This window comes from Pseudomonas putida, from assembly GCA_041879295.1.
GTDB lineage: Bacteria > Pseudomonadota > Gammaproteobacteria > Pseudomonadales > Pseudomonadaceae > Aquipseudomonas > Aquipseudomonas putida_Y.
Genome location: CP047152.1, coordinates 5,211,530 through 5,228,823 on the forward strand (window position 1 = coordinate 5,211,530; position 17,294 = coordinate 5,228,823).

Annotated in this window: 14 protein-coding genes; 5 read left to right on the forward strand and 9 right to left on the reverse strand. The window is 63.3% G+C overall.

Annotated elements, in window-relative coordinates:
• The first annotated feature begins 46 nt into the window (after positions 1 to 46).
• The gene (gene rsgA / locus GST84_23835; protein XGB15204.1) at positions 47 to 1,066 is read left to right on the forward strand and encodes a small ribosomal subunit biogenesis GTPase RsgA; all 1,020 of its coding nucleotides are present in this window, start codon (positions 47 to 49) and stop codon (positions 1,064 to 1,066) included.
• Between the two features lie 315 nt (positions 1,067 to 1,381).
• Here the strand turns inward: rsgA and motB are convergent, their stop codons facing one another.
• Both motB and motA read right to left on the reverse strand, forming a co-directional pair.
• Positions 1,382 to 2,410, reverse strand: coding sequence for a flagellar motor protein MotB (motB, locus tag GST84_23840; GenBank protein XGB15205.1), 1,029 nt, complete (start codon positions 2,408 to 2,410; stop codon positions 1,382 to 1,384).
• A 3-nt stretch (positions 2,411 to 2,413) separates the two neighbouring features.
• Complete coding sequence (motA, locus tag GST84_23845; protein XGB15206.1) at positions 2,414 to 3,265, reverse strand: flagellar motor stator protein MotA; 852 nt, start codon at positions 3,263 to 3,265, stop codon at positions 2,414 to 2,416.
• A 130-nt stretch (positions 3,266 to 3,395) separates the two neighbouring features.
• Between motA and GST84_23850 the strand changes: the two genes are divergently transcribed.
• Genes GST84_23850 through psd form a run of 3 tightly spaced genes read left to right on the forward strand, consistent with a single transcriptional unit; the run spans position 3,396 to position 6,658 of the window.
• Positions 3,396 to 4,931, forward strand: a complete 1,536-nt coding sequence (locus GST84_23850) for an HDOD domain-containing protein (protein ID XGB15207.1) — start codon at positions 3,396 to 3,398, stop codon at positions 4,929 to 4,931.
• 44 nt (positions 4,932 to 4,975) lie between these two features.
• Positions 4,976 to 5,785, forward strand: coding sequence for a sulfurtransferase (locus GST84_23855; protein ID XGB15208.1), 810 nt, complete (start codon positions 4,976 to 4,978; stop codon positions 5,783 to 5,785).
• Positions 5,786 to 5,794: 9 nt separating this feature from the next.
• Positions 5,795 to 6,658 carry a phosphatidylserine decarboxylase gene (gene psd, locus GST84_23860; GenBank protein XGB15209.1) on the forward strand — a complete coding sequence of 288 codons (864 nt, stop codon included), beginning with the start codon at positions 5,795 to 5,797 and terminating at the stop codon, positions 6,656 to 6,658.
• A gap of 301 nt (positions 6,659 to 6,959) precedes the next feature.
• Here psd and serB read toward each other — a convergent pair whose 3' ends face one another.
• Complete coding sequence (serB, locus tag GST84_23865; GenBank protein XGB15210.1) at positions 6,960 to 8,207, reverse strand: phosphoserine phosphatase SerB; 1,248 nt, start codon at positions 8,205 to 8,207, stop codon at positions 6,960 to 6,962.
• Positions 8,208 to 8,308: 101 nt separating this feature from the next.
• On the opposite strand from serB, the gene GST84_23870 reads away from it, so the two are divergent.
• On the forward strand, positions 8,309 to 9,763 hold the full coding sequence (locus GST84_23870; protein ID XGB15211.1) for a histidine kinase: 1,455 nt from the start codon (positions 8,309 to 8,311) through the stop codon (positions 9,761 to 9,763).
• A gap of 253 nt (positions 9,764 to 10,016) precedes the next feature.
• Here GST84_23870 and GST84_23875 read toward each other — a convergent pair whose 3' ends face one another.
• The 6 genes from GST84_23875 to GST84_23900 all read right to left on the reverse strand — a co-directional run bounded on the left by GST84_23875 (position 10,017) and on the right by GST84_23900 (position 17,218).
• Positions 10,017 to 10,727 (reverse strand): hypothetical protein, encoded by a 711-nt coding sequence (locus tag GST84_23875; protein XGB15212.1) that lies wholly within the window; start codon positions 10,725 to 10,727, stop codon positions 10,017 to 10,019.
• Between the two features lie 172 nt (positions 10,728 to 10,899).
• Positions 10,900 to 13,158, reverse strand: coding sequence for a DNA topoisomerase IV subunit A (gene parC, locus GST84_23880; protein ID XGB15213.1), 2,259 nt, complete (start codon positions 13,156 to 13,158; stop codon positions 10,900 to 10,902).
• Positions 13,159 to 13,171: 13 nt separating this feature from the next.
• Positions 13,172 to 13,690: a TIGR02281 family clan AA aspartic protease gene (locus GST84_23885; protein XGB15214.1), complete on the reverse strand. Its 519-nt coding sequence runs from the start codon at positions 13,688 to 13,690 to the stop codon at positions 13,172 to 13,174.
• Positions 13,687 to 14,673, reverse strand: a complete 987-nt coding sequence (locus GST84_23890) for a DNA topoisomerase IV (GenBank protein XGB15215.1) — start codon at positions 14,671 to 14,673, stop codon at positions 13,687 to 13,689. Before GST84_23890 ends, GST84_23885 begins: the two co-directional genes overlap by 4 nt.
• On the reverse strand, positions 14,670 to 16,574 hold the full coding sequence (gene parE / locus GST84_23895; protein XGB15216.1) for a DNA topoisomerase IV subunit B: 1,905 nt from the start codon (positions 16,572 to 16,574) through the stop codon (positions 14,670 to 14,672). Before parE ends, GST84_23890 begins: the two co-directional genes overlap by 4 nt.
• A 35-nt stretch (positions 16,575 to 16,609) precedes the next feature.
• The gene (locus GST84_23900; protein ID XGB15217.1) at positions 16,610 to 17,218 is read right to left on the reverse strand and encodes an esterase; all 609 of its coding nucleotides are present in this window, start codon (positions 17,216 to 17,218) and stop codon (positions 16,610 to 16,612) included.
• Positions 17,219 to 17,294: the final 76 nt, after the last annotated feature.

The window sequence follows — 17,294 nt, forward strand, 5'->3', positions numbered from 1 at the left end:
CGTGCCGTTTTCAATGCCCACGCCGGGCCTCTCTTACGGTACCTTCATGGCCAAACGCCAGCTCAATCGCCGCCAAAACTGGCGGATCGAAAAAATCCAGGGTGAGCGCGCCGCTCGCGCGGCCAAACGCGAGCAGCATGCACTGCAGGAACTGGAGGGTGGCGACCTGGGGCCGGAGCAACTTGGCCTGGTGATCGCACACTTCGGCGTACAGGTAGAAGTGGAAGCCCAGGACGGCGACACCGCGGGCCAGGTGTTCCGCTGTCACTTGCGTGCCAACCTGCCAGCACTGGTCACCGGCGACCGCGTGGTATGGCGTGCGGGCAACCAGGGCATTGGCGTGATCGTGGCACAGATGCCACGCAGCACCGAATTGTGCCGGCCGAACAACCATGGCCAGCTCAAGCCCGTGGCTGCCAACGTCGACCTGATCGTGATCGTGTTCGCCCCGGCGCCGGAACCACACCCGAACCTGATCGACCGCTATCTGGTAGCGGCCGAGCACGCCGGCCTGCGTCCGCTGCTGCTGCTGAACAAGGCCGACCTGATCAACGACGAGAACGGCCCCGGCCTGCATGCGCTGCTGGAGGTCTACCGCGAGCTGGGTTACCCGCTGCTGGAAGTATCGGCACATCAGGGCGACGGCATGCAGCGCCTGCAGCAGCTCCTTGACGGCCACATCAGTGTGTTCGTCGGCCAGTCAGGGGTAGGCAAGTCGTCGCTGGTCAACAGCCTGCTGCCGGACGCCGGCACCCGTGTCGGAGACCTGTCGGAATGGTCTGGCCAGGGTACTCACACCACCACCACGGCGCGGCTGTACCACTTCCCCAACGGCGGCGACCTGATCGACTCGCCGGGCATTCGCGAGTTCGGCCTTGGCCATGTCAGCCGCGACGACGTGGAAGATGGCTTCATCGAGTTTCGCGACTTGTTCGGCACCTGCCGCTTCCGCGACTGCAAGCATGACCGCGAACCGGGCTGCGCGCTGCTCAAGGCACTGGAAGAGGGGCGCATCAAGCCGCAGCGCATGAACAGCTATCGCTCGATCATCGCCAGCCTGACTTGAAACAGCTACGCTCGCCGTGGCATTTGCGCTGCCGGTGAGATCGAGCGCCGCCCGCGCGGCGCATCGCGAGCTGCGCTCGCTCCTACGTTTGTTTCGGGCCAGTAACGCCAGTGCAGGCGCGCGCGACCGCCTGCTCGTACCACGCGATATCGAGACATGCGCCCAGGCATTCGCGCACAAATCCCACAGGAATGATTGGCCCGAAACAAACGTAGGAGCGAGCGCAGCTCGCGATGCGCCGCGCGGGCGGCGCTCGATCTCACCGGCGCTTCAACCTTTCCGCCAACCCCCTGTCAGCCCTGATGCCGCCAGGACCTACTGCTCCTTGGCGTCATCCATCTTAAGCGTACCCTCTTCGAAGATGTTCAGCTTCTGGCGCAGTTCACGCGGCTGCATCGGCGCCTGTTCGCTCTGCGCAGCCGGTGCCGAAGCCCCTGGCGCCGCGTCACCGGCTGGCGGTGCAGCGGGCTCGGCGGCCGGAGCTTGTGGCGTACCCTGCTCACCCTCGATATTGCGCTGGGCTTTCTTGGTCAGCACGATGATGTCGATGCGCCGATTGACCGGGTTGAACGGGTCCTTGCGGTCGAACAGCGATGACGAGGCGTAACCCACCACCCGCGCCACCTGGCTGTCTGGGTAACCACCCGCCACCAGAGCACGACGTGCGGCGTTGGCGCGGTTGGCCGACAGCTCCCAGTTACCGTACTCACCGGTGCCAGCATACGGCTTGGCATCGGTGTGGCCGCTGATGCTGATCTTGTTAGGCACCGCCTTGATGGTATCGGCCATGGCCAGCAGGATATCTTCGAAGTATGGCTGCAGGCGCGCGCTACCAATATCGAACATCGGCCGGTTCTCGGCATCCATGATCTGGATGCGCAGGCCGTCCTGGGTGATCTCGAACAGGATCTGGTCCTTGAACTTCTGCAACTGTGGATTCTCTTCCACCTTGTTCTGCAGTTCCTGCAGCAACAGCTCCAGACGCTCACGCTCCACCTGCTCGGCCATGGTCTCGACCTGGTCCTTGCTTAGCTGTGTGGTGGACTCCTGCGTCGGTTCGGCCTTCACTTCCGGGTTGATGGTCTTCTCCGGCGCCAGCTCAGGCGAACCGCCCAGGTCGATGACGTAGGGCGTGCCGCTTTCCGAGAAACCGATCGGGTCCTTGAAGTAGCCGGCAATGGCGATCTTCTGCTCTGGCGTGGCCGTGGACAACAGCCACAGCACCAGGAAGAACGCCATCATCGCCGTGGCGAAGTCGGCAAAGGCGATTTTCCAGGCGCCACCATGGTGGCCGCCGCCAAAGCGCTTTACGCGCTTGACGATGATGGGCTGATTGTTCTCCATGACTCAGCGACCGCGAACCGCTTGTTCCAGTTCGGCGAAGCTTGGGCGATGCTTGGGATACAGCACCTTGCGCCCGAACTCGACTGCAAGCGAAGGTGGCATGCCCGAGGCGGAGGCGACCAGCGAGGCCTTGATTGATTCGTAGAGGTTCAGCTCTTCCTTGGCATCGTGTTCCAGGCACTTGGCCAAAGGACCGAAGAAACCGTAAGCCGCCAGAATACCGAAGAAGGTACCCACCAGCGCCGCACCTACGTGCATGCCGATGGCGGCCTGGTCGCCATCGCCCAGCGAGGCCATGGTCACCACGATACCCAGTACCGCCGCAACGATACCGAAGCCGGGCATACCGTCGGCAATGCCGGTCACCGCATGGGACGGGTGCTCCAGCTCTTCTTTCATGCTCAGCAGTTCCATGTCGAACAGGCCCTCGAGCTCGTGCGGGGCCATGTTGCCGGTGGACATGATGCGCAGGTAGTCACAGACGAACGCAGTCATGCGCTCATCGGCCAGTACCGTCGGGTACTTGGCGAAGATCGGGCTGGCAGCGGCGTCCTCGATGTCGGCCTCGATGGCCATCATGCCTTCGCGACGGCTCTTGTTGAGGATTTCGTAAACAAGGCCCAACACCTCCAGGTAGAAGGCATGGCTGAAGCGCGAGCCGAACATCTTCATCGACTTCTTGATGACATGCATGGTCATGTGGCCAGGGTTGGCCTGCAGGAATGCACCAAAGGCCGCACCGCCGATGATCAGTACTTCGAACGGCTGGATAAGGGCTGCGATCTTGCCGTGGGAGAGTACGTAGCCGCCGAGCACGCTCGCGAATACGACGATGATGCCGATAATTTTAGCCATAGGTTCAAAGCACTTGCTGTCGTGGTCAGGGGAAGAGACGGGAGCTTTAAAACTCTTCTTCTACTTATCGGCAGAACTGCGCCAGACTATAGCCACTCAATGCGAAAAGCCAGTTCGGACTGATGTCAAAATGCCAATTGAAACCAAGGTGCCCACTCAGGCCCCGCGTACGCTAGAGGCCTGGGTAAAGCTGCTCGAGAGTGTTCGCATCCCCGTGCCGAAGCACAGCTACGACCGGGTCATGGCTGCCATCCACGATAGCCGCCGCTCGCTGCGCGATATCGCCGAACTGATGCAAGATAGCCCGGCGCTGGTGCTGTCAGTGATGCGCGAAGCCAATCACCCCACCAATGCCAGCCTCGCCGAGCCCGCCGAGAGCCTGGAAGTCGCCCTCAACCGCCTGGGCCTGGAGCGCAGCGAGCAGCTTCTCAAACGCTTGCCGACACTGCCCGTGGAGGAGATTCCGCCGGTACTGTGCCAGTTCCAGATGATCAGCCAGCATGCGGCACAGCAGGCCAGCGGCCTGTTCGCCAGCCGCCTGGCACGGCTGTGGCAAGAGATTCACTGGGGCAGCCTGCTGTTCCTGTCGCCACTCTGGCCACTGGCACTGGCCTACCCCAAGCTGCTCGACGCCTGGGAACTGCGGGTTATCCACAAAGGTGAAGACGCCGCCCACGTCGAGGAAGAACTGTTTGGCGTGCGCATCATGGCGCTGTGCCAGACCATAGCCGAGTATTGGCGCCTGCCCCAGTGGGTCACCCAGGGTTATCGCCTGCTGCTGGAAGAGCGCGAGCAACTGGCCAAGGTGCTGAACATTGCCCGCGACGAAGACCTGCTCAGCCAACAGCACCGCCTGGACGCCGAGCCCGGCTTGCGACGCTGGTTCAACCAGCCGGCCAATACCGTGCTGCTGGCCAACAACCTGGCCCTGGCGGCACAGGTCGGCTGGGATAACCCGCACCTGCTGCGCTGGCAACTGCTGACCGCGCTGTACCTGCAAACCTCGCTGGAAGACGTGCAGCAGCAAGTGCACCAGCAGGCGGCCGCCAGTGCCCGCCGCCATGCCCGACATGCCCTGTTCCACCCGGCCGAGGCTTTGATCTGGCCATGGCACCAACGCCGGCCTCACCCGGATATGCTGGCCCCACCCCCGCCCAGCAACGACGATCTGGCACGCTGGCGCACGCTGTGCCAGCACCTGCTGGCCCAACCCAGCCCGTTCACCAACGCCGTGCACCTGGCCACCCAGGCACAAGAGGCCCTGCTGGCCTGCGGCATGCAACGCATCATGCTGCTTAGCCTGGACAAGGCCAGTGACTGCCTGCGCGTGCAGCAAATTGCCGGCCTGCCCAAGGAGGCCGGGGCTTTGGCCCTGCAGGTATCGCAGAACAAGCTGCTGCAAAAGCTGCTGAGTCAGGCCGGACAACTGCGCATCACACCGGAAAACCACAGCCAGTTCTCGGCGCTGCTGCCCGCCCCGCTGCGCGCTTTGTTTCGCAGCGAGCATGTTCTACTTCGCTCGCTGGCTGCAAACGACCAGGTGCTGATGCTGCTGGTGGCCGACCAGGGCTGCCGGCCGATGGCCGATATCAGCGTGCAAGCCTTCGGCAAGACCGCGCAATGCATCGAGCGGGCCTTGTCGGTGTTTACCAACCGCAAGGGTTGAGCCTTGCGCTACAATCGCCTCTCTTTCCACACTGGAGACCGTGGATGACCGACTTTTCCGGCCTGCCCCTGGTGATCGAAGCTGCAGACCTGCTGCCACGCCTGGATTCGCCGCAACTGATCCTGGTCGACCTGAGCAGCGCCAACCGCTATGTCAGCGGGCATATTCCCGGCGCGCACTTTGTCGAAGGCAAGCGCACCCAGCTCGGCCAGCCCCCGGCGCCCGGCCTGCTACCGGCCCTGGGCGAGCTGGAGAAACTGTTCAGCGAACTCGGCCACCGCGCCGATGCCGTGTATGTGGTGTACGACGATGAAGGCGGTGGCTGGGCCGGGCGCTTCATCTGGCTGCTCGATGTCATCGGCCACAAGCGCTACCACTACCTCAATGGCGGTATCCAGGCCTGGCCGGCAGACAAGCTGTCCACCGACGTGCCTGCCAGTGGCAACGCCCCGGTCCGTCTGCACATCGACAGCGCACCCACCGCCACCCGCGAGTACCTGCAAAGCCGTCTGGGCGCCGATGACCTGGTCATCTGGGATGCGCGCGGCCCGCAGGAATTCAGCGGCGAAAAAGTGCTGGCAGCCAAAGGCGGCCACATCCCCGGCGCGATCAACTTCGAGTGGACCGCCGGCATGGATTTCAACGACCACCTGCGCATCCGTCAGGACATCGCTGAAGTCCTGGAGAAGCTGGGCATCACCCCCGACAAGGAAGTGATCACCCACTGCCAGACCCACCGCCGCTCCGGTTTCACTTACCTGGTGGCCAAGTCCCTCGGCTACCCACGCGTCAAGGCCTACGCCGGCTCGTGGGGCGAATGGGGCAACCACCCGGACACGCCTGTAGAAGTCTAAGGAACCCCCATGAAATCCCGTCTGTTCATCATCAGCCAGTACCTGCTGCCGCACCACCTGCTGTCGCGGCTGGCCGGCTGCATCGCCGAGTGCCGCGTGCGCTGGTTCAAGAACGCCTTCACCGCATGGTTCGCCAAGCGCTACCAGGTGAACATGAGCGAGGCTCTGGTCGAAGACCTGAGCGCTTACGAGCACTTCAATGCGTTCTTCACCCGCGCCCTGAAGCCAGGCGCCCGCCCACTGGACGAAACCCCAGGCGCCATCCTGTGCCCGGCCGACGGCGCGGTCAGCCAGCTCGGCCCGATCGAGCACGGCCGTATCTTCCAGGCCAAAGGCCACGGATTCAGTGCGCAAGAGCTGCTGGGCGGTGATCCGGCCATGGCCGCACCGTTCATGGGCGGCGAGTTTGCCACCATCTACCTGTCGCCCAAGGACTACCACCGCGTGCACATGCCGCTGGCCGGCACCCTGCGCGAAATGGTCTACGTGCCGGGCCGTCTGTTCTCGGTCAACCAGACCACCGCAGAAAATGTCCCCGAGCTGTTCGCCCGCAACGAGCGCGTGGTCTGCCTGTTCGATACAGAGCGTGGACCAATGGCCGTGGTACTGGTCGGCGCTATGATCGTCGCCTCGATCGAAACGGTATGGGCTGGGCTGGTCACGCCGCCCAAGCGTGAGCTGAAGACCTTCCGTTACGACGAAGCCAGCCGCGCCCCGATCCACCTGGAGAAAGGTGCCGAACTGGGCCGCTTCAAGCTGGGTTCGACCGCCATCGTGCTGTTCGGGCCGGAGCAGGTGAAATGGGCTGAGAGCCTGGGTGCTGGCTCCGCAGTGCGCATGGGGCAACAGTTGGCGGCGCCTTTGCAGGCTTGATTACGGTTTTTGCATTGGGGTGCATGTCGGGGTTTATTTTGCGCCTGTAAGATCGAGCGCCGCCCGCGCGGCGCATCGCGAGCTACGCTCGCTCCTACGTTTGTTTCGGGCCAATCAGTCCTGAGAGATTTGCGCGCGAACGTTATGGCGCACGACGCGATATCGTGTTGCGCGAACCAGGCGGTCGCGCGCGCCTGTCACAGGCGTCACTGGCCCGAAACAAACGTGGGAGCGAGCGTAGCTCGCGATGCGCCGCGCGGGCGGCGCTCGATTTCACAGGCACAGAAGATTCGACGACAACCTAGCCACGGGCGTCGCGGTCACGCAGGCCCAGCAGATACAGCACCCCATCCAGCCCCAAGGTGGAAATCGCCTGCTTGGCCGACTGGCGCACCAGCGGCTTGGCACGGAACGCCACGCCCAGCCCGGCCAGCGACAGCATCGGCAGGTCATTGGCGCCATCACCTACGGCGATGGTCTGCTCCAGTTGCAAGCCTTCTTCACTGGCCAGCTTCTTCAACAATTCAGCCTTGCGCTGGGCATCGACAATCGGCTCAACAGCCACGCCGGTCACCTTGCCATCGACCACTTCAAGCTCATTGGCGAACACATAGTCGATACCCAGGCGCGCCTGCACCTGACGGGCAAAGTAGGTAAAGCCACCGGACAGAATCGCGGTCTTGTATCCCAGGCGCTTGAGCTCAGCAAACAGGTTCTCGGCACCCTCGGTCAGGCGTAGCGATGCCCCGATCTCGTCCAGCACCCCCACGTCCAGGCCCTTGAGCAAAGCCATGCGCTCTTTGAAGCTGGCGCGGAAGTCCAGCTCACCGCGCATGGCGCGCTCGGTGATCGCCGCGACCTGCTCCCCTACCCCCGCCGCCTTGGCCAGCTCGTCGATGACTTCGGCCTCGATCAGCGTGGAGTCCATGTCGAACACCGCCAGCCGGCGGTTGCGGCGGAACAGATCGTCCTTCTGGAAGGCGATGTCGACGCTCAGTTCTTCAGCCAGGGCAAAGAAGTCCGCACGCAGGGCCTGGGCATCGCTCGGCACGCCGCGCACGGAGATCTCGACGGCTGCCTTGCCCTTGTCGAATTCGGCATCCAGTGCCACCCGGGCCGAGAGGCGCTCCATGCGCTCGATGGTCAGGCCGTACTGGCTGATCACCGCACTCACCCGCTGCAGCTGCTCGGGAGTGATCTTGCGGCTGAGCAGGGTAACGATGTGGCGCGCTTCGCCATGCCCATCGGCCCAGTGCTGGTAGTCCGCCTCGGAAATCGGCGTGTAACGGGCCTGCAGGTTCAGTTCGTGGGCTTTTGCCTGCACGCCTTGCAGCAGTGCGGTAGCCACTTCGTTGTCCGGGATGTCGACCAGGATGCCAAACGACAAGGTGCCGTGCATGACCGCCAGGCCGATGTCGAGGATACTCACACCGCCCTGCAGCAGGACGCCGGTGATAGCCGCAGTGAGACCGGGACGGTCCTCACCGGTGATGTTGATCAGGACGATTTCGCGCACAACCTGGCTCCGACTTCGATGAAAAATGCGCATTCTACCGATTTTCCATGACCATCGGGCGCCAACGATACTTTGCCGACAAAACCCGGCTCGCTATACTCCCCCCACTTTCATGCCATTAAGAGCCGAGCTCTGTGAACCGGCCCACGCCAGTCAAACCAGACAATTTCTTCCTGATGATCTATCGCGCCTTGAGTCAACGTCGCGTGCCGCTGGCACTGCGCATCGCCTGCACCAACATTTTCCTGGTGGCGCTGGCGCTGGTGATCTACGCCTGCGTGATGGGCCTGCAGTTCAAGCAGGCCATGCATGAGCAGGCCGATGCCCTGGGCCAAAGCCTGACCACCCAGACCGCCACATCGGCAACCGAGCTGCTGGTGTCCAACGACATCCTCAGCCTCAACGTGCTACTGGGCAACCTGGTGAAAAACCCGCTGGTGGCCCATGCGGCAATCTTCAGCGTCGATAACCGCATCCTCGCCGAAGCCGGCCAGCGCCCGCGCAACAGCCTGCTGGGTGAGGCCGAAGGCCTGTACCAGACCAAGATCACGTTCCAGGACGTGACGGCCGGGCAACTGCGCATCAGCCTGGACATGAGCCAGTTCCAGCAGCCGATGCTGATCAGCCTGCAGAGCATGGGCATTCTGGCCGCCATCCTGCTGGCCCTGGCCTTGGCCCTCAGCTTGCGTCAGGGCCGCTTTATCACCCTGCCACTGCTGCAGTTGCGGGTATGGCTGCGCGACCCGCAGCCGTATACCCCGGCGACCGACCGCCAGGACGAGATCGGCGACATCGCCCGCCAGCTGCATGCACGCCTGGCCCCGCCTCCGCCACCAGAGCCGGAGCCCGAGGAAGATGACGAGCCGTTCGACGACCTGCACGCAGCTGCCCCGGCACCCAAAGCCGTACCGCGCGCCAAGGTTGCCCTGGAAGACGAAGATGACGACGCAGCCTTCGCCGGCCTGCTGGACGATGACACTACAGCCAAAGCCCACGCAGAGGTCGAGTCCGACGAGCCCCAGTACAGCGCCGTACTTGCCGTGCAGCTGGGCTCGCAGGAGCAACTGCGCCGCCTGCCACGTACACGCCTGGACGAGCTGACCAAGCGCTACCGCGATTGCCTGGAGCACGCGGCCTCGCTCTACGACGGTGAAACCCACACGCTGAACGACGGCAGCACCCTGGTGCTGTTCCACAGCCGCGAGTGTGGCGAGGACTACCTGACCAACGCCATTTGCTGTGGCGAACTATTGCGTGCCCTGGGCCACGCCCTGCAGATCGAGGTGGCTGATAGCGGCATCACCCTGCAACTGCAGCTAGGCCTGGTATTGGGCAACGACCTGCATGGGCTGGAGCTGGTTGACCTGCTGATTGCCGAGAAAGTCCAGGATGCCCTGGCGCTGTCGCAGCACAGCCGCAACCTGTTGCTGGTAGAACGACAGATCAACGATGACGCCCTGATTCGCCAGCGTGCGCGTATTCGCCCGATCGCCAGCCCCGAAGGCGCGTGCTGTGTGGAGCGGCTCATGGAGCCCTACCCGTCAATGCTGGAAAGGCAACTGGCGCGCATGCATGAGCACCGTGCCTGACAGGTATACGCGACATCTACAGCGTATGTCTTAAGTCAGGCTGGTTGCTTTGACTGGCGCAAAATCCAACCGTTAGCGCTCCCCCCGTAGGAGCGGGTTCACCCTCGAACACCGGCGCAACCGGTGCCATGCAACGCGTCGCCTGCTTCGCGGGTAAACCCGCTCCCACAAAGACCGCGCCGAGCTTCAGACGGAACAGCAGATACAAAAAAGCCCGCAGCGAATGCGGGCTTTTTTGTATCTGCCAGTTTGATCAGAACCGATAAACTTCCATATCGGTGCGAATCGGCGAGGCCATCGGGATTTTGGGTTTCTCTGGCCCCTTCTTCACCTGCGTCGGTGCAGCGGGTTTTTTCGGTGCTTCTTCGGCAATCGCCGGCTGGTTGGCCAGCGGCTTCACCGCTGTGCTCAGCTGTTCGGCCAGCTTTTGCAGCAGTTGGCCCTGAGCCTGCACCTGCGACGACTCACTGCCCTCGTGCTGCTGCTCGAGGTGAATGATACGGTTGTCACGCACATGGCCACGGCGGTCCAGCAGACGCCACTGGGCATCCAGAATGGCCGGCTGGTTCCTGCCCGAGTCCAGGCGTGTGATCGACAACAGCACTTGCACGTCCGGGCTGAAGCCTGCAGTCGCCGGGGCCAGCACTACGCGCTGGCTGTCCAGACGCCAGGCCAGTTGACGCACCAGCAACTGGTCGATATCCGATGAAAGGCTGCCAGCCCAGCGACCGTCGGTCGCCGCGCTCAGGCTGCCATCAGCTTGACGCTGCAGGAATGTCTCACGCTGAAGGTAATCGGCCACCGATACAGGGCCGAGTACCACGGCCATGCCCGCACTCTGCGACGGCTGGCCAGGATCACCACTGTCGAGCTGATACAGGGCAACCGGCTGATGCATGGTGCACCCGCCAAGGCCCAGCAGGCCAGTCATCAACAGCGCAAATGGAAGGCGCAGAAATTTCATCATCCCATCCAGGCGGCTGCCACAAGGCACACCGCAGTGATACATGTATATTCAAACGGGCACACGGCCACGCCGGCTCCGCAAGGGGCATATCATCCGCGAAATAACCGTCCGACTCCAGCATTTCTGCCCGAAACGGCTTTGAAATTGCCGTTCCAGACATTGCAACCGGTTAAGTCGGCACTTCCACCTGCAACCCATCGACACGCTGGAACCCGCGTGGCAGCTTGCTGCCGCGCCGTCCGCGCTCGCCCTTGTAGTGCTCCAGGTCGTCCGCCTTCAAAGACAGGGTACGCTTGCCGGCCTGCAACACAAGCGTCGCGCCTTCGGGAATCACGGCTAGATCGGTAACAAATTCTTCACGACTGGCCACCCGGTCACCCGGCACGCCAATGATCTTGTTGCCTTTGCCTTTACCCAACTGCGGCAGGTCGCTGACCTTGAACACCAGCAGGCGGCCTTCGGTGGTCACCGCCGCCAACCAGTCCTGCTCGCGATCGGCCACTGGGCGCGGGGTCATGACCTTGGCCCCGTTGGGCAAGCTGAGCAAGCCTTTGCCGGCCTTGTTCTTGGCCTGCAGGTCTTCACCCTTGACCACAAAGCCGTAACCGGCATCCGAAGCCACCACGTACAGCGCATCGTCGTCAGGCAACAACACACATTCGAAAGTCGCCCCCGGTGGCGGCGTCAGACGGCCAGTCAGCGGCTCACCCTGGCCACGCGCCGATGGCAGGCTGTGGGCGGCCAGCGAGTAGCTGCGCCCGGTGGAATCGATAAGCACGGCAAACTGGTTGGAACGCCCGGCCGCGGCAGCCTTGAAGCCGTCGCCGGCCTTGTAGGAAAGGCCAGTGGCGTCGATATCGTGGCCCTTGGCGCAGCGCACCCAGCCTTTCTCCGAAAGCACCACGGTGACGGGCTCGGTCGGCATCAGCTCGTTTTCCGACAGCGCTTTGGCTTCGGCACGCGCTACGATCGGCGAGCGACGATCATCGCCATAGGTTTCGGCATCCTTGATCAGCTCGCTGCGCACCAACTTGCGCAGCTTGGCCTCGCTCCCCAGCAGGGCCTGCAGCTTGGCTTGCTCCTTCAGCAACTCATCCTGCTCACCGCGGATCTTCATCTCTTCCAGGCGCGCCAACTGCCGCAGGCGGGTCTCGAGGATGTAGTCGGCCTGAATCTCGGTCAGCTCGAAACGCTCGATCAGGGCCTGCTTGGGGTATTCCTCGGTACGGATGATGTGGATCACTTCATCCAGGTTGAGGAACGCGGTGAGTAAACCGTCCAGCAGGTGCAGACGCTTTTCGACCTTGTCCAGACGGTGCTGCAGGCGGCGACGAACGGTATTGGTGCGGAATTCCAGCCACTCTACCAATATGGTTCGCAGGTTTTTCAACTGCGGACGGCCGTCCAGGCCGATGATGTTCACGTTGACCCGGTATGTGCTTTCCAGGTCAGTGGTAGCGAACAGGTGCTGCATCAGCTCGTCGACATCCACGCGGTTGGAACGCGGGATGATGACGATACGGCACGGGTTTTCGTGGTCCGACTCGTCGCGCAGGTCGGCGACCATCGGCAGCTTCTTGGCCTGCATCTGCGCGGCAATCTGCTCCAGCACTTTGGCCCCGGAGACCTGGTGCGGCAGCGCAGTGACGACGATGTCGCCATCTTCGACACGGTACACGGCGCGCATGCGGATCGAGCCGCGGCCGCTTTCGTACATCTTGAGAATTTCTGCCCGCGGCGTGACGATCTCTGCCTCGGTCGGGTAATCCGGCCCCTGGATATGCTCGCACAACTGCTCGATGGTTGCCTTGGGCTCATCGAGCAGTCGCACACAGGCACTGGCCACCTCTCGCAGGTTGTGCGGCGGCACATCGGTGGCCATGCCCACCGCGATACCGGTGGTACCGTTGAGCAGGATATTGGGCAGGCGCGCAGGCAGCACGGCCGGCTCCTGCAACGTGCCGTCGAAGTTCGGTACCCAGTCCACGGTGCCCTGGCCGACTTCGCTGAGCAGCACTTCAGCGTAGCGCGACAGCCGCGCCTCGGTATAGCGCATGGCGGCGAACGACTTCGGATCATCCGGCGCACCCCAGTTACCCTGGCCATCGACCAAGGTGTAGCGGTAGCTGAACGGCTGCGCCATCAGCACCATGGCCTCGTAGCAGGCCGAGTCGCCATGGGGATGGAACTTGCCGAGCACGTCACCGACGGTACGCGCCGACTTCTTGTGCTTGGCATCGGCGTCGAGCCCCAACTCGCTCATGGCGTAGACGATGCGTCGCTGCACCGGCTTCAGGCCGTCGCCGATGTGCGGCAGTGCGCGGTCCATGATCACGTACATGGAATAGTTGAGGTAGGCCTGTTCGGTGAAGTCAGCCAGCGAGCGGCGTTCGACGCCGTCCAGGCTGAGTTCCAGTGAGTCGCTCATGCGGGCCTCGTCATTATTTCAGGTTCTGGCGCAGCAGCATGGTGCCACCGCGCTGGGTAAATTCAAGTTGTTGCAGGGCACTCATGCCCAGCAGTACGGTGGGCCCGTCCAGGCCCGGCACCACGATGGCGCGTACGTTCTGCAGGCGGATATCGCCCAGTTGCAGGCTGGCCAGGCGCGTGCGGTAGCCTTCGGTGCGGCCGTTGGCGGTGCTCAGTAGCACCGGGCTACCGCGCTCCAGGCTCAGTTCATGAGCCAACGCCTCGGGGATCGCCACGTCGGTGGCGCCGGTGTCGAGCATGAAATGCACCACCTGGCCGTTGATGGCACCATCCACCACGAAGTGGCCCTGGCCATTACTCAGCAGGCGCACTTCGATAAAGCCTGCACCATGCTCGGATTGCACCTGGCTATTGGGGTTACGCTGGCTGTCTTCCCACTGGCCGAAAAAGCGCGTGGCAAGAAACAGCGCCGCCGCCCAGGCGACGATCATCAGCACCCTGCCCGCGCGCTTGCCCGGCGCCTGGCTCATGGTTTGGCGCTCCAGCCGCCTTGCGGGGCGTCGAAGCGCCAGACGACCGGGCGGGTTTCGCCATCGGCGCGGGCGCTGTTGTTGTTGTCCAGGCCAATCCAGGCACCCTTGGCATCGATCACCAGTGCTTCGGCAAGGCCAAACGGCTGCGCGTAGCGCCGTGACTCGACCAGCGCATCAGCAGCGAACGACCAGCAACGCTCGACCTTGCCACTGTCGGCATCACGCCGGCACACCCGGTAAGCGTTACGTTCAAGGGTAAACAGCTTGCCCTCGAACCAGGCCAGGTCAGCGAAGTCGCGCGACAGCGCACTGGCATTGGGCATTTGCTCCGGTTGCATCTCGACCCCGGCCTCGCTCAGCAGCACGCAACTGCGCCCGCAGGTCCATACCGATTGCCGGCGCTCAATGGCCACCAGGCCACGGCGCTCACGCTCGGCGGCCAGCCACAGGCGGTCACCCGCCGGGTTGATCGCCACGCCTTCGAACAGGGCATTGAAGTTCAGCAGCATGCCGCTTGCCCGGGCCTGGCGCACCATGGCCGAGTCTATCCTCAACCAGTCCGGCTCACCTTCCAGCGGCAATTGCAGTACCGCGGCATGCGCCTCGCTGACCAGATAGAGGTTACCCGCCTGATCACAGGTGATGCCTTCGAAATCCAGCTCGCCACCGCGAATGAACGATGCCGCCCAGTTGCGTGACTTCAACCCCCATGGCAGGCCGCTTTCCGGGACAGTTGGCGGGGTGAAGGTGAGCGGCTGCGCGCGCCAGGTGGGGTTCTGCTGATCGAAGCGGTAGATGCGGTCGTCGTCACGGTCGGACACACCCCACAGCCCGCCCCGGCATTCCACCAGACCAGACAGGTTGCCACCGCGCATACCGTCGATCGGGTGCTCGGCTTGCATCTTCAGCTCTGGCCAGTTGCCCGCCAGGCAAGGCAGGGCAACCAGCGCCAGGCAAACGGCAAATACTTGCCGAATCAAACCATGACCTCGGCCAGGTTGCCCTTGGTTTCCAGCCAGCTCTTGCGGTCGCCGGCGCGCTTCTTGGCCAGCAGCTTGTCCATCAGCTCGCAGGTGGCCTCTACGTCGTCCAGGGTCAACTGCACCAGCCGTCGGGTGTTCGGGTCCATGGTGGTTTCGCGCAACTGCGGCGGGTTCATCTCGCCCAGGCCCTTGAAGCGTGTTACCTGCGGCTTGCCGCGCTTCTTCTCGGCCACCAGGCGGTCGAGGATGCCGTCACGCTCGGCTTCGTCGAGGGCGTAGTAGATTTCCTTGCCCAGGTCGATGCGGTACAGGGGCGGCATGGCCACGTAAACATGCCCAGCCTCGACCAGTGCCCGGAAGTGTTGAACAAACAGCGCACACAGCAGTGTGGCGATGTGCAGGCCGTCGGAGTCAGCGTCGGCGAGGATGCAGATCTTGCCATAGCGCAGTTGCGCAAGATCGGTTGCACCCGGATCGACGCCGATGGCCACGGCAATGTTGTGCACTTCCTGGCTGGCCAGGACTTCGCCACCGTCCACTTCCCAGGTGTTGAGGATCTTGCCGCGCAGCGGCAGGATGGCCTGGAATTCCTTGTCCCGCGCCTGCTTGGCCGAACCACCGGCCGAGTCACCCTCGACCAGGAACAACTCGGCACGCATCGGGTCCTGGCCCGCACAATCGGCCAGCTTGCCGGGCAATGCCGGGCCTTGGGTGATGCGCTTGCGCTCGACCTTCTTGCTGGCTTTGAGGCGGCGCCCGGCGTTGCTGATGGCCAGTTCTGCCAGTTGCATGCCCAGCTCGGGGTGGGCGTTGAGCCACAGGCTGAAAGCGTCCTTGACCACACCGGAGACAAATGCGGCCGCCTCGCGTGATGACAGGCGCTCTTTGGTCTGCCCGGAGAACTGCGGGTCCTGCATCTTCATCGACAGTACGAAGGTGATGCGCTCCCAAACGTCTTCCGGCGCCAGCTTCACCCCGCGCGGCAGCAAGTTGCGGAACTCGCAGAACTCACGCATGGCATCCAGCAAGCCTTGGCGCAAGCCGTTGACGTGGGTGCCGCCCTGGGCGGTGGGGATCAGGTTGACGTAGCTTTCCTGAATGCTGTCGCCGCCTTCGGGCAGCCACAGCAAAGCCCAGTCAACCGCTTCCTTGTTGCCCGCCAGGCTGCCACAGAACGGCTCGTCGGGCAGGCGCTGGAATTCGTTGACCGAGTCGACCAGATAAGAGCGCAGACCATCTTCGTAGTGCCATTCGACCTTTTCGCCGCTGGCCTTGTCCTCGAAGCTGACCAGCAGCCCTGGGCACAGTACCGCCTTGGCCTTGAGCACGTGCTTGAGGCGGCTGATGGAGAACTTGGGCGAGTCGAAGTACTTCGGGTCGGGGCTGAAGTACACGCTGGTGCCGGTGTTGCGCTTGCCGACCGAGCCGACCACTTCCAGCTCGCTGGCCTTGAAGCCATCGGCAAAGGTCATCTGGTATTCGTTGCCGTCACGTTTGACGCGTACGCGCACCTGGGTCGACAGGGCGTTGACCACCGAGATACCCACCCCGTGCAGGCCACCGGAAAACTGATAGTTCTTGTTGGAGAACTTGCCGCCGGCGTGCAGCTTGGTGAGGATCAGCTCGACCCCGGACACGCCCTCTTCCGGATGGATGTCCACCGGCATGCCGCGGCCGTCGTCGCTGACTTCCAGCGAATGATCGGCATGCAGGATGACCTGCACCGAACGCGCGTGGCCGGCCAGTGCTTCGTCGACACTGTTGTCGATGACTTCCTGGGCCAGGTGGTTGGGGCGGCTGGTGTCGGTGTACATGCCCGGCCGCTTGCGGACCGGATCAAGGCCCGAGAGGACTTCGATGGCGTCTGCGTTATAGGCGCTAGCGCTGGGATTGGCCATAGGGTCTCGTCGTCAGTCTGGTGAATGCAAAAAAGTCAAAATACAGAAAAATCGAGCGCCGCATACTGCCCACGGGCAATGCCGGCGAAGGCCAGCAGTGCCGGCATGCGCTCGGCGAAGCCCTGGAAGCTGTGGTCGCCACCGGCCTGGATACGCAGTGCACAAGCACGGTAATAGCGCTCGGCGTGTCGGTAGTCCAGGGTTTCATCGGCGGTCTGCAGCCACACTTGATAGCGGTCGGCATCGGCCGGGGCCGCGACTTCCAGTTCGGCCAGGGCCTGCACATGATCGTGGGTCAGCTCCCAGGTTTCACCACTGTAATGATTGCGCTGGGTGCCCAGGTAACCGTCGAAATGCTTGTGTGGGGTTACCGCCGGGTTGACCAGAAGGGCCTTGAGGCCATGGCGCTCGGCCAGATGGGTGGCATAGTAGCCGCCGAGCGAACTGCCCACCAGCAGTGGCGCACCCAGTTCGGCGATGGCCGCTTCGAGCTGGGCCATGGCTTGCCGTGGGTGGTGGTGCAGGGCCGGCACTCGCAACTGGTCGGCCAGGCCGAGCTGCTGCATGACTGCCTCCAGCTGACGCGCCTTGGTCGAAAGCGGTGAGCTGTTGAAGCCATGGATATAGAGGATGGAACCCGACATGCTGCCCCCGGAATCTGTGGCTTCGCGCCTGATAATGCGGGCGCAGGGACGCGCAGTGTAGCGCGTTCGCCGGGTT